Below are 13292 nucleotides of genomic sequence, written 5' to 3'. Positions count from 1 at the left end.
AAAAGGAGGATCAGATGCAAAGCTTATCTTTGACCCAACGCAGCAGGCAGGTGGTTAGCGTCACCGCAGTGGTACTGCTGCTGCCGTTTTTGGCGATGCAATTCAGCGCTGAAGTGAATTGGGGGCCAGGCGACTTCCTGCTGGCCGGGTTGCTGGTGTTTGCAGCTGGTATGTTGTACCAACTGGCCGCTGTGCAGCTGCGCACGAAAAAGCAGCGTCTGGTGCTCGCCTTTGCTGTGCTGAGCGCATTGTTACTGATCTGGGCTGAACTGGCGGTGGGGCTGTTCCACTGAGCGCCCGGGCCTCTGAAGGAGTGATCCTATGCATCCAGCCAAAGTAAAGCGTCTGCAAACCTGCGAATTGACGGATTTACCTAATATTGGACCGGCGGGTGCTGCCGATCTGCGTTTGCTGGGCATTGAGCAACCTGCCGATCTGATAGAGCGGGACCCATACCAGATGTATCAGCAACTTTGTGAGCTGACCGGCCAGCGGCATGATCCCTGTGTTATTGATGTGTTTATCTCAGTGACCCGTTTTATGGCCGGCGAAGAGCCGAAAGCCTGGTGGTGTTATACCGCACAGCGCAAAGCCAGATTAGAGGACATCCCTTTGTGATTAGCCGTTTTATCGACAAGTTAGTGTTTGCCGCTACGCTGCTTCTGGCTTTGCAGTTACCCTTATTCGCTGAGCATTACCATCAGTACCTGAGCGGATTTTATCAGGCCACCAAACAGCAGGTGGATGGGTTTGAAGCCACCGCCAAAGCGCATCAGTTTGCGGATTTAAATGCAATGATCGCCAGGCACCTGAACAACTCAGAAGCCAGCGTGCGGGCAGACGCCAGGCAAAAACAGGCGACGGTTGAGCTGTTGCATGAACTGAGTGCCGGTATCGATATTTTTGCCAATGGCTACCTGCCGGAAAAATTGCTGTTTATGCTGCAGCCAAAACGATTGCCTCAGTTACGGGTTGTCCTGAGCAACTTCACTCCGGGCATTCCGTTAAGCGCTGAAGGTCTGCTGTTTGGTCTGATCGTGGGTTTATTACTGAACCTGCTGCTGATGTGGCCTTTTTATGTGCTGGGAAGGAAAACTGCCGCGCGCCTTCGGGCGCGCTGAAGAACCACTGAAAAAGCAAAGGCCAGTCACTCTGGCCTTTGCGTGCTGAATAACGGATAGATCAGTACCTGGCGGCCTGATCCGGTTTGACCAGGGTGGCGTTGATAAAGTCACGTAAGTCCTGGTTCGACTGTTTTAAATCGTCGTGGCGCAGGTACATCATATGGCCGCTGCGGTAGCCTTTGAAACTTAAACGCTCTTTCATTTTGCCACTGGGGTCCAGTTGCCACATGCTGTATTTGGCGTCGAAGTAGTTGGTGGCACCGTCGTAATAGCCCGACTGGATCATGACGTTCAGGTACGGGTTGGCGGCCATTGCCAGCCGCAGGTTTTCCCCTGTGTTGTCATCGCTGCGATCCCAGGGGTGTACAGGGCCGAACATATTGTATTTCACGTCGGTTTTGTAGTTCAGCTCAGTGCGCAGGTAATGGTTCATTGCCGGAGTGAACGAATGCAGCCAGGATGTCAGCTCGGCGTTGTAATCCGGTCTGTCGCCGCTGTCTTTGCGGTCAATACCCAGATAACGGGAGTCCAGCCGGCCTACCGTCTGGCCCCGGTCACGTAATAAATCTTTCCAGAAAAACGCCGGGTCTATATCCAGATTGTTTTGCACCACAGAGGTCAGTGACAAGCCGGAGTAACGGGCGACCTGCTCGGCCACGGCCTGTTTTTCGGCCGGGTCAATAAAGGCTCCTTTGGCCAGTGCCGGCAGGTAAGTGTTCAGCGTATAGCGTTCCACTTCAGCCAGCACCTCCATCAGGTCTTTTTGTTGCAGGTCCTGCGGCAGCTTTTTATGGTGCCAGGCGGTGGCGGCAAAATACGGCAGGCGGTTGGCCACATCGACCGGGCCTTCACGTTTAATCCCAATTTCGGTGGGAGACACCAGCACCACGCCGTTTAAATACATCCACTGCTGGTTTTGCAGCGCCAGTGCCAGACCAGACACCCGGGTGGTGCCATAGCTTTCGCCTATCAGGTATTTAGGGGATGGCCAGCGGTCGTAGCGGCTGACAAAGGTATTCAGCCAGTCGGCCAGGTACTTGATGTCGGCATTGGTGCCGAAGAACATTTTCTGCTGGGCATCTTTACCAGGCAGCTTGCCATCTTTGCCAGGTAATACCCGTGAATAGGCGGTGTTGACCGGGTTGACAAACAGGATGTCGGCGGTGTCCAGCACTGAATAGGGGTTTTCTTTCACCCCATAAGGCTGCAGCGGGTAACCCTCGCTGTCGATATTGATGGCGCGTGGTCCTGTGTATGCAATTTGCATCCAGACCGAAGCGGAACCAGGGCCACCGTTAAAGGAAATCAGCAAAGGCCGGCTGTTGCGGTCTTTCACCCCCTGACGTTCGTAATAGGTATAAAACACTGTGGCGGTGGCGTTGCCTTCGTCATCCCAGACCGGCTGAGTGCCGGTATAGGCTTTATAGCTGAAGGACTCGCCCAGCACTTTGGTGTCGTGATTGGTCACGACCACTGAGTCCACATCAATCTGGCGGTTGTGCAGGGCACCCGCCGGTGCGTCTTTGGCTTGTGCCAGACCAGGTTGCAGGCTGAGTAAAACGGCCAGGCTGAGGCTGGCCAGAGTCAGGGTGGTTTTTTTCATTGTTAGTCCCGTGTTTTTTATCTGCGTAAATTGGTTGTGCCAGCGATCCGGGCAAAAGACCGCCTTAGGTTTGTAACTTAGCTGTGTGCAAAGCACCAGAGCGCTGCGACCAAAAGCCTGCTTTCAGCGGCTGGGCTTGGTCGCCTGCAATTCTCTCAGCCAGGCCCAGACCTGTTGTTGCTGGGCCAGATGAAATTCGTGTTTGGCTTCAGTCCAGAGTTCAGTGCGCAGTTTTTCTGCGGCCCCAGCCTGCTGCCAGGCTTGCTTCAACTGATGATAGCCCTTCAGCACGGCGTCAGCTGGCATCAGTGGGTCCTGGCCGCCATTTAGCAGGTACAACGGTTTGGGGGCGGCCAGGCTGACCAGATCCGCAATATCCAGCTGGCTGTTCAGCCCGGGGTGCAGAAAATAAAAAGACGACTGGCCTTTAGCCAGATTGCTGCCACTGCTAAGCAGGGCAGGCCAGCTGTTAAACCAACAGGCAGCCACTGCGGCATTCACGTGATCCGATAAGGCTGCAACTTGCCAGGCACGAAAGGCACCCATCGAAAAACCCAGGCTAATGATCGGCTGGCTGGCATTGTGAAGCTGCTGGCGTAAAAAGCCCGCCAGCTGCATATCCTCATAAGCGGCAAGGCCTGCCAGCGAATGACCGGCGGCCAGCAAATTAGCGGCCAGCTGTTGTTGCTGGTCATAGCTGATGGGGCCGCGGCTGGCAAAACCCGGGCTGTCGGCCGCCAGTACCAGATAGCCCTGGCGCGCCAGTTCATCGCCAATAAAGACACCGGAAAAATATTTATCCACCCAGGGCTGAGCCAACGCCAGCTGGGCTCTGTCTGTCGGGCGAAAGTATTTTTCTTTGCCTATGGCAAAAAAGGCGCCGTGATCATGCAGCAACAACACTGCACCTATCGGCCTGGCTGGGCGCAAAACAATGGCCTGGCTGTGGGTCTGACTGGTCAGCTGTACTTGCCAGTACTCAAGCTGGTAGCCATCGCGCTCTTCTGTATGGTGCAATTGGCCCGTCGCCGGCGCGTCGTCCGGCCAGAGCAAGGCTGCACGATAACGCTGTTTTTGTTGCTGTTGCCAGGCGCTGAAATTCTGCGGTGCCTGCCAGGACGACTCGGCCTTTTTTGCCGGTACCAGCAGTGTGGGTGTGGCGGCAAAAGAGGTGTCCGGACCCGGCTGAACCAGCGCCAGTTGCAGCAACAAAGCACAGAGCAGCATTCTCAGAACTCGGTAAAGGCAAGGTGGATGTACTCTAACCAGCCAGCGACGAATGGACAAGAAAAAAGGCAGCGGGGATGCGCTGCCCTGATTCGGTTATTGCTCCAGCCACATCCGGGCGCTGCGCCCTGGCAGCGTCAGTTTGAACCACTGGCTGCTGACGTTGAAGCTATTGCCTGCCAGCACATCCACATAGTTTTTGTACCAGTTAAACTCGTAAGCGTAACTGTCGACCCAAAAATCCACCGGCTGATCGCACTTGTTAATGCCCACCACCCCTTTTTTGCCGCGTTTAAACAGCAGGAAACAGTCGTTGTAGCCCATCACCTGCATGCCATTGCCCTGAGTGGCATTGTGAAAACGGATCATGTTTTTAATATCGGCTCTTTTGTAAAAATCCTGCCAGCGGTAACCGTCCAAAGCGGCCGTTTCACCATGATCGGAATAGATCATCGGCATGCCACCATCCCGGCCCAGAATATAGGCATGGGCCAGAGCCTCGTCTGTGCTGTTTAAGATCTGATAACGGAAACCGTCGTTGGTGGGAATATCATGGGTAATGGCAAAGGTGACGGCTTTATTCCAGGCCAGCGCCTGACCATAAGCGCCGGGGTCCACCAGGCTGTTCATCGAGCCGCCATACGACAGCGCACTGCGTATAGAAGCAAATAACGGGAAGTCATAAGCACCCTGGCCTGTGCCATCCAGGTAAGGTTTTAGAAACAGCTCGTATTCCTGGTTACCGGCGCCGCCTGAGGTGATCACTTCGCCAAACACATGCACGCCGCTTTTAATACCTGAGGTAAAGACCTGATTAATATGGGTATTGGTCATATGTTTTACCGCATCAACCCGGAAACCTTTCACCCCCATGTTTTTCAGCGCCTGCAGGTACTGTTGTTGCTGGCTGACCACCCAGCTGTTGTTGTCTAAATCCGGCAGGCCGGTGTCGCCGCCACCGCCACAGAGCCGGTAATACTGCACATGGCCAACATCCAGCCAGTTGGAAATACAACCCGGCGCATGAAAGTCGGAGCCGGACAAAAAGTTCTGGCTTAAATCACCAAACAGCTTCTGGTTATTCACATAAGTCCAGTTGGCGCTGTAGTTATTCAGCTGCTCAGTGCCGGGGTAGTTCAGATCGGAGCGTTTCCAGGACTCGTTCGCCATATGGTTCAGCACCACATCGGCGTACACCTCCACGCCCAGGCCAGATAAAGTGGTGATCAGTGTTTGCAGTTGCTGCTTGTTGCCACGCGGGTGGTCAATCAGGCGTAAATCCTGTGGCTGATAACGGGCCCACCATTCGTTGCCACTGGATTTCAGCGGCGGGGCCACCAGCACTTTTTTATAACCGGCGGCGGCAATTTCATTGGCTTTGGCGGTAATTTCAGTGTAGTTCCAGTTAAACGCATGCAGTATCACATCGGCCTGAGCCGAGGGCACGACGGCCGCAGCGGCGCTGAGCCAGAGCCATGCCTGTCGCCGGAACGTTGTTAAGTTCAGCATAAAGTCACCTTGTCTGTTGATTTGTTGTTATCTGCACAAAACCAATTCCATTGGCCTGTGCAGTTGTTCACCGGTGACCCATGAAAATTAGGCGCAGGTAAGATATTTGTAAACAGATGAAATAAATTCATTTACTTTTTGCATACGTATTCACTAAAAGCTGAGTGCCGCTGATGCTGCGGCAGAAATTCAGCTGGCGGGGCTGCATGGCGGGTTCGACTTTGTTATGCTCGTGGCGATTTTTTCACAGTTCACTTACTCAAATCCGGGGAACAGGATCCATGAAATACGCAGTAAGCGCCGTGGCTCTGGCTTTATTAACAGCCTGCGGCCAACCTCAAGACACCACCAAGAGCAACGACACAGTGACAGCAGCCGAAACTCAGGCCAACCCATTTACCTATCCGCTGACGCAAAAAGGCGACGTGGTGGATACTTACTTTGACACTAAAGTGGCCGACCCTTACCGCTGGCTGGAAGACGACAGAAGCGCTGAAACCGGCGCCTGGGTAAAAGAGCAAAACAAAGTGACTTTTGCTTACCTGGACCAGATTGCTTACCGCGATCAGATCAAACAACGTTTAGAAACCCTGTGGAACTACGAGAAAGTAGGGGCGCCTTTTAAAGAAGGCGATTACAGCTACTTCTTTAAAAACGACGGTTTACAAAACCAGTCTGTGTTGTACCGCAAAAAAGGCGACGGCGAAGCTGAACTCTTTTTAGACCCTAACACCTTCTCAAGCGACGGCACCACCTCGCTGGCGGATGTGTCGTTTTCCAAAGACGGCAAAGTACTGGCCTATTCCATTTCCGAAGGCGGCAGTGACTGGCGCAAAATTATTATTATCGACACTGAAACCAAAAAAGAGCTGGAAACACAGCTGGTGGACGTGAAGTTCAGCGGCGTCAGCTGGAAAGGCAACGAAGGTTTCTTCTACTCCAGCTATGACAAACCGGAAGGCTCCGAACTGTCAGCCAAAACCGACCAACACAAGCTGTATTACCATAAGCTGGGCACAGCCCAAAAAGATGACCAGCTGGTGTACGGCGGCGTGGAAGCGGAAAAACACCGTTATGTCGGTGGTGTTGTAACCGACGACGGCAAGTACCTGATTGTGTCTGCGGCAAACGCTACGTCAGGCAACAAAGTCTTTATCAAAGACTTAACAGCGCCAGACAGTGCTTTTGTCACTGTCTATGCCGAAGGCAGCGCCGACTTTGAATTTGTTGACAGCCGTGGCGATGAGTTATTTTTTGTCACTAACCTGAATGCGCCGAATAAAAAGCTGGTGAAAATTAACGCCAAAGCTGTGGCGGCAGACCAGTGGACTGAGGTGATTGCCGAAACCGCCAATGTACTGGATGTGAACAAAGGCGCAGGTTTCCTGTTTGCCCACTATATGGTGGACGCCATTTCTCAGGTGAAACAATACGACTACGACGGCAAACTGGTGCGTGACGTGACACTGCCAGGTGTCGGCACCGTATCTGGCTTTGGTGGCAAAACCAAAGACGAACTGGTGTATTTCAGTTTCACCAACTACAACACCGCGGCCACCACTTTTGCCTTTGAGCCCAAAGCGGGCGAAACCAAGGTGTATTACAAACCGGCGGTGAAGTTTAACAGCGACGACTATGAGTCGAAGCAGGTGTTTTACACCAGCAAAGACGGCACCAAAGTGCCGATGATTATCACCCACAAAAAAGGCATTCAGCTGGATGGCAACAACCCAACGCTGCTGTACGGCTACGGTGGTTTTAACGTCAGCCTGACCCCAGCTTTCAGCGTGGCCAACCTGGTGTGGATGGAATTAGGCGGCGTGTACGCGGTGCCGAACCTGCGTGGTGGCGGCGAATACGGTAAAGCCTGGCACGACGCTGGTATTCAGCTGAAAAAACAAAACGTGTTTGACGACTTTATTGCGGCCGGTGAATACCTGATTGCCGAAAAATACACTTCAAACAACAAACTGGCGATCCGTGGTGGGTCCAACGGCGGCTTGTTGGTGGGCGCTGTGATGACACAGCGGCCTGACTTAATGAAAGTGGCCATTCCGCAAGTGGGCGTGCTGGATATGCTGCGTTACCACACCTTTACCGCCGGTGCGGGCTGGGCGTATGACTACGGCACCTCGGAGCAAAGCAAAGAGATGTTTGACTACATCAAAGGCTACTCACCAGTGCATAACGTGAAGCAAGGGGTGGCCTACCCAGCCACTCTGGTGACCACGGGCGATCACGATGACCGCGTAGTACCGGCGCACTCCTTTAAGTTTGCCGCTGAACTGCAGGCCAAAGCGGGCGGGACTAATCCGCAGCTGATCCGCATTGAAACCAACGCCGGTCACGGCGCCGGTGTGCCTGTGTCCAAACAAATTGAACTGGCCACCGACATCATCGGCTTCAGCCTGTTTAATATGGGTGTCAAAGAGCTGCCAAAGCAGTAATGCGCTAAGGCAGATCTGGTGAAGTGAAAAGCAGCCTGCGGGCTGCTTTTTTGTACGAAGGATATGGGCCGGTCAGGCAGAAGCAATGACCGGCCCATTTATCTCTGCAGCCCGACAGGCACTTTAGTTTGTTTGTCCTGAATCAGGACCTGTGATCAGAACGCACTTTTCAGCAGAGCTGCTCAAGGGGCAAACCTCAGTTCAGAATGGTGCAGGGCTGTAGATAACCCCCAGCTTATCCAACTCAGTTTCCGCCCGACCATGCCAGCCACTAATTTGCCAACCGACCGGTGCCTGAAATGCACTGCAATTGTTGGTCTGAGAGCCGCCAGATAAAGCCCTGCCCAGGTTAGTTTGCATGCGTACATAAAAGACCCGCATACTGCCATTGCGACTGCCTTGGCACAGTGTCACCCCCTGCAAGTACTCGCCAGGAGCCAGCTGCAGACTGGCCAGATTGCCACCTGAACCACCATGGCTGAAACTTTGGCCTGTAGTCAGCTGCAAACCAATTTGGTCCACTCTGCTGCCGCTGCGCAGATGAAGCTGACTGACCACCGGAATGGCCGGCAGCTGGCTGACATCATTAAATGACACACCTCCTTCACCTCCTGCAGGATCACTGAGTCTGCGATTGTCAGGAGTCTGAAACCCCCAGAGTGCGGAGACTGGCGGATGATCGGATAACTTGAGGCCATCTGCAGTTTCGTCATCCTGCCGAACCTGATAATCCTGCAGACTCAGGTTTACAAAACCATTGTTACGGTACAGTACTTTGTCGACTATCTCACATTGGGCCGCCGTTATTTTAGGATCACAGACCAAAGCGTCAGCCCCCGACAGAGGCACGTCACCGGCACGATAAAGCTGCAGCCAGGCGTCGGTAAAACCCATATCGAGTAACTCGCGGATATTGTCCCCACTTCTGGTGTAGCGGGTGTTGGTATCCCCCATAATAATCACTGTATTGCCGGCCGAATGGGCGGCAATGTAGTTTTTCAGCTGCAGTATATTATTCCGCCGGGCTGCCAGATCTGCAGTTTCCACCTGAGCCTGGGTATGTAGATTGTACAGGTCAACATAAACACCTTCGGCTAACCTGACCTGGATCAGGGTAAAGCCTTTGGGGGTCAGACAATCCACCCCATTGCAGTGATTCCATTTCACCCTTTTGATCGTACTAAATGGCAAGTGACTCAGACTATTCAAACCACTGCCAATGCCCATCCCCCCTGTCGTGGATGAACGATAGCTATGTGTGTTGCAGCTGTCGTACAAAGCGGCATGGTAGTTAAAATCTTCCTGCACATTCACAATAGCAAAGTTGTTGATATAACAGCTGATTTGTTCAGTCGCCGCCTGACGGTCACTTTCTGCACTGGAAAACAGCTCCAGCAAACCGGCCACATTGTAGGTCAATGTGCTGAAAGTACCGGATTGACCGGCACTGACAGGCCCCATTGCTGCTAAAAGCATTGCCGCACACCATCTGTTCACTTTCATTGTCGAGCCTCCATTGTTGTGGGATATCTCAGCTAATGAGTCAGCCGTCAGACAAAACGGACAGCTGAGACTGATGAATTTTTTGTGAACACCTTGGCCAGAACCTCTGGTCAGCAGCGGTGTGCGGGCAGGGGGGACACAGCCCCTGCAGCGTAACGCCCCTGAGAGGCCTGTTCGGTCTATCCCATAGATGAAGCGGGCTGGCGGGCAGAAACTGAACAGCAAAAAACCTCAGGTGTGCAGGTTCTGAAACTCTATGCAGGTGTAAGTAAAACAGAGCTGGCCATGGCGGTACGGCTGGCCAAATCCGCGGTCTGAAAACGGTGGCGCATCTGGATAGTGTCAACTGGCAATACGCTGCTGAGCTGGGGAGTGATAAATGAACCCATGCATTGCCAACCAGCGCTGAGCTGTTGACCGGTCAGGCCCGGCAGACTTAGCTGGCAGAGCGGAAAAATCCTTATCACACCCGTTATATCTGCCGCTGGTCTGAAGCTGTCGATTCCGACAGTGCGCCGATGCAGCAGCTGTTTTCGACCCTGGCCCGTCACCAGACCCAGGTTGATGTAACTCTGGTGGCCAACGAGCTGTTTTACTGTGGCAGGGCACTGGACCGGCTGTATCCAGGCTTGATGTTGCCAGCGGCAAAGGGCAAGACAACTCGTCTGGTCAACTTGCCGTTAAGACGCCAGCATGCGTAGCAAGGCAGCCCAGCTGTCTTTGTCGGCCTGTTCGTTGTATTCGAAGGGCATGTTAAAGGTTTTACCTTTTTCTGTCGCATCCGGTACGGTAAAGCTGTGTTTCACTCCGGGATACACCCGAAAATCCAGGTCAGCCCCTGCTCCCAGCATTTCTGCAACAAAGCTGGTGGCTTGTTCGGCGGGTACAAATGGATCCGCACCACCATGCGCGACCAGAATTTTTGCCTTCAGCGTGGTGGCATCTGCTTTATGCCGTTTGGAAGTCAGCATGCCGTGGAAGCTGGCGACGCCGGCCAGTGCTTTGCCCATCCGGGCCTGGTTTAACACCACACCACCGCCAAAGCAGTAGCCCATGGCATAAATACGGCTGGCGTTCACTCCCGATTCGGCTTTGAGCAACGCCATGGCGGCATCAAAACGGGCATTCACCTTGTCCGGATCCTTCATGGCGGCTTCCATAAAAGCCATGGCGTTGTCCGGATGCTCAGCCACTTTGCCGGTGCCGTACATATCCACGGCGATACTGGTATACCCCAGGTCGGCCAGCATTTTAGCTCTGCTGCGGGCGTAGTCATTAAAACCCCACCATTCATGGATTACCAGCACAGCGGCGCCTTGGTTTTTCACACTGTTATTACGGTAAATCACGGCACTGCCCAGTTGGTCTGGCAACTGCACAACCCGTTCAGTCACAGCGGCCAGGCAATTGCTGCCAAGCAGCAAAGTCACCAAACTACAGATAGTCGCAAGCCATTTCATGCACCAGTCTCCTGTGAGAGATTTATCCCGCAGCCAATCCTAGTGCGGCGCAGAGCCCCTGTCGCCACTAAAAAGGGTGATCTCTTTGCTGACACCAAAACGAGGGAAAACAAAAAGCCCCGCGGTTTGCACCAGCGGGGCTTTTTTTAAAGCGCTACTTAGTTTTTAGCAGCGGCTTTCTTTTCTTTCTCTTTGGCGATTACAGCGTCAGCCACGTTTTGTGGACATGGTGCGTAGTGGTCGAATTCCATAGAGAACTGGCCACGGCCTGACGTCATAGTACGCAGGGTAGAGATGTAACCGAACATCTCTGACAGTGGTACTGTGGCCTTGATACGTACGCCAGTAGCACCTGATTCCTGACCAGAGATCATGCCACGACGACGGTTCAGGTCACCGATCACGTCACCGACGTGGTCTTCCGGAGTGAAGACGTCGACTTTCATGATTGGTTCTAACAGCTGCGGACCTGCTTTTGGCATGGTCTGACGGAAAGCGCCTTTGGCAGCGATTTCGAACGCGATGGCTGAAGAGTCAACAGCGTGGAAACCACCGTCGAACAGCTCAACTTCTACGTCCAGCACCGGGAAGCCAGCCATGGTGCCCGTGGACATCATCGACTCGAACCCTTTTTCGATAGCCGGGTAGAATTCTTTTGGTACGCTACCACCAACAACGGTAGAGATAAACTTGAAGCCTGAGTTTGGCTCGCCCGGACGGATGCGGTAGTCGATTTTACCGTATTGACCTGAACCACCAGACTGCTTCTTGTGGGTGTAGCTGTCTTCCACTTCACGGGTAATAGTTTCGCGGTAAGCCACCTGAGGCTGGCCTACAATCAGCTCTACGCCGTAAGTACGCTTCAGAATGTCTACTTTGATATCCAGGTGCAGTTCACCCATACCTTTCAGAATGGTTTCGCCAGAATCCTGGTCAGTTTCAACGCGGAACGTTGGGTCTTCAGCCACCATCTTACCGATAGCGACAGACATCTTCTCCATGCCGCCTTTGTCTTTTGGCGTGACAGAGATAGAGATAACCGGCTCTGGGAACACCATAGGTTCCAGCGTACATGGGAATTTTGGATCACACAGGGTGTGACCAGTCTGAGTGTTGTTCTTCAGACCAACCAGCGCGATGATGTCACCGGCCTGAGCCGTGGTCAGGTCGGTACGGTCGTTCGCGTTCATTTCTACCATACGGCCGATACGTTCTGTTTTACCCGTATAAGCGTTCAGTACGGTGTCACCTTTGTTCAGTACACCAGAGTAGATACGGATAAAGGTCAGGGCGCCGAAACGGTCGTCCATGATCTTAAAGGCCAGGGCGCGGAACGGCTCGTCAGCAGAAACGATAGCGTGCTGGCCAGTTTCGTTACCTTCTTCGTCAGTCAGAGGCTGTGGGTTTACTTCTGTCGGGTTTGGCAGGTAATCAACAACAGCATCCAGAACTAACTGCATACCTTTGTTTTTAAAGGCTGAACCACAGTAAGTTGGGAAGAAGGCCAGGTCGCGGGTACCTTTACGGATACAGGCTTTCACTTGTTCCACAGTTGGCATTTCGCCTTCCATGTACGCCATCAGCAGCTCGTCGTCTTGCTCAACGGCAGTTTCGATCAGCTGTTCGCGGTACATAGCCACGTCTTCCAGCATGTCAGCTGGAACATCAGTGATGGTGTAGTTCTCTGGCAGACCAGTTTCATCCCACACATAAGCTTTTTCAGTCAGCAGGTCGACCACACCTTTGAAGGTATCTTCACGGCCGATTGGCAGTGTCATGATCAGTGGGGTCGCGCCCAGCACTTTTTTCACCTGATCTGTAACACGGATAAAGTCAGCACCGATACGGTCCAGCTTGTTGACGAAGATCAGACGGGAAACTTTTGCGTCGTTCGCATAACGCCAGTTGGTTTCTGACTGAGGCTCAACACCGCCTGAACCACAGAATACACCGATACCACCGTCCAGAACTTTCAGAGAACGGTACACTTCAACGGTGAAGTCAACGTGGCCTGGGGTATCGATCACGTTGAAACGGTGGCCTTTCCAGAAACAGGTCACAGCAGCAGACTGAATGGTGATACCACGCTCAGCTTCCTGCACCATGAAGTCAGTGGTAGATTCACCTTCGTGAACTTCACCCAGCTTATGGATTTTACCGGTCAGTTTCAGGATCCGCTCGGTCGTGGTGGTTTTACCGGCATCTACGTGGGCGAAGATACCAATGTTTCTGTATAAAGATAAATCTGCTGACATAGTCATCTCGATTAAGCTAAGGGTTAGAAAATTAGGGCGACAATATACAGGATTTTATTTTATTTTGCGCTAAAAAAAACAGCGAAACCTCAAGGCGGTTGTGAAGATCTGATGACAAGGCGGGTTACGGCGGCCCCTGCAGCGGGAAATTGACAGTAGTCTGA

At 53.0% G+C, this 13292-nt stretch carries 10 protein-coding genes; 4 read left to right on the top strand and 6 right to left on the bottom strand.

Features of this window, described 5'->3' with window-relative positions; all coding sequences use genetic code 11:
• Positions 1-14 precede the first annotated feature (14 nt).
• From WKJ04_RS15915 to WKJ04_RS15905, 3 genes are read left to right on the top strand one after another with little or no spacing between them, the layout of a single operon-like run.
• Positions 15-293 carry a hypothetical protein gene (locus WKJ04_RS15915; RefSeq protein ID WP_337881316.1) on the top strand — a complete coding sequence of 93 codons (279 nt, stop codon included), beginning with the start codon at positions 15-17 and terminating at the stop codon, positions 291-293.
• 28 nt (positions 294-321) lie between these two features.
• Complete coding sequence (locus WKJ04_RS15910) at positions 322-618, top strand: helix-hairpin-helix domain-containing protein (protein WP_337881315.1); 297 nt, start codon at positions 322-324, stop codon at positions 616-618.
• A complete protein-coding gene (locus WKJ04_RS15905; RefSeq protein ID WP_337881314.1) occupies positions 615-1121 on the top strand; it encodes a DUF2937 family protein in 507 nt (168 codons plus the stop codon). The genes WKJ04_RS15910 and WKJ04_RS15905 overlap by 4 nt, the downstream gene beginning before the upstream one ends.
• A 61-nt stretch (positions 1122-1182) precedes the next feature.
• Here WKJ04_RS15905 and WKJ04_RS15900 read toward each other — a convergent pair whose 3' ends face one another.
• The 3 genes from WKJ04_RS15900 to WKJ04_RS15890 form a co-directional block, all read right to left on the bottom strand.
• Positions 1183-2727, bottom strand: coding sequence for a carboxypeptidase (locus WKJ04_RS15900; protein WP_337881313.1), 1545 nt, complete (start codon positions 2725-2727; stop codon positions 1183-1185).
• Between the two features lie 123 nt (positions 2728-2850).
• On the bottom strand, positions 2851-3954 hold the full coding sequence (locus tag WKJ04_RS15895) for an alpha/beta fold hydrolase (RefSeq protein ID WP_337881312.1): 1104 nt from the start codon (positions 3952-3954) through the stop codon (positions 2851-2853).
• A 96-nt stretch (positions 3955-4050) separates the two neighbouring features.
• Complete coding sequence (locus WKJ04_RS15890; RefSeq protein WP_337881311.1) at positions 4051-5463, bottom strand: alpha-amylase family protein; 1413 nt, start codon at positions 5461-5463, stop codon at positions 4051-4053.
• Positions 5464-5744: 281 nt separating this feature from the next.
• On the opposite strand from WKJ04_RS15890, the gene WKJ04_RS15885 reads away from it, so the two are divergent.
• Positions 5745-7910, top strand: a complete 2166-nt coding sequence (locus tag WKJ04_RS15885) for a prolyl oligopeptidase family serine peptidase (protein WP_337881310.1) — start codon at positions 5745-5747, stop codon at positions 7908-7910.
• 201 nt (positions 7911-8111) lie between these two features.
• Here the strand turns inward: WKJ04_RS15885 and WKJ04_RS15880 are convergent, their stop codons facing one another.
• The 3 genes from WKJ04_RS15880 to fusA form a co-directional block, all read right to left on the bottom strand.
• Positions 8112-9386 (bottom strand): jacalin-like lectin, encoded by a 1275-nt coding sequence (locus tag WKJ04_RS15880; RefSeq protein ID WP_337881309.1) that lies wholly within the window; start codon positions 9384-9386, stop codon positions 8112-8114.
• 707 nt (positions 9387-10093) lie between these two features.
• Positions 10094-10873, bottom strand: a complete 780-nt coding sequence (locus WKJ04_RS15875) for a dienelactone hydrolase family protein (protein WP_337881308.1) — start codon at positions 10871-10873, stop codon at positions 10094-10096.
• Between the two features lie 158 nt (positions 10874-11031).
• Positions 11032-13128 carry an elongation factor G gene (gene fusA, locus WKJ04_RS15870; RefSeq protein WP_337881307.1) on the bottom strand — a complete coding sequence of 699 codons (2097 nt, stop codon included), beginning with the start codon at positions 13126-13128 and terminating at the stop codon, positions 11032-11034.
• Positions 13129-13292: the final 164 nt, after the last annotated feature.

Origin of the sequence: Rheinheimera sp. (assembly GCF_037442345.1) — a bacterium.
In the GTDB taxonomy this organism is placed as follows: domain Bacteria; phylum Pseudomonadota; class Gammaproteobacteria; order Enterobacterales; family Alteromonadaceae; genus Pararheinheimera.
This window is presented reverse-complemented; position numbering and strand designations above follow the sequence as displayed.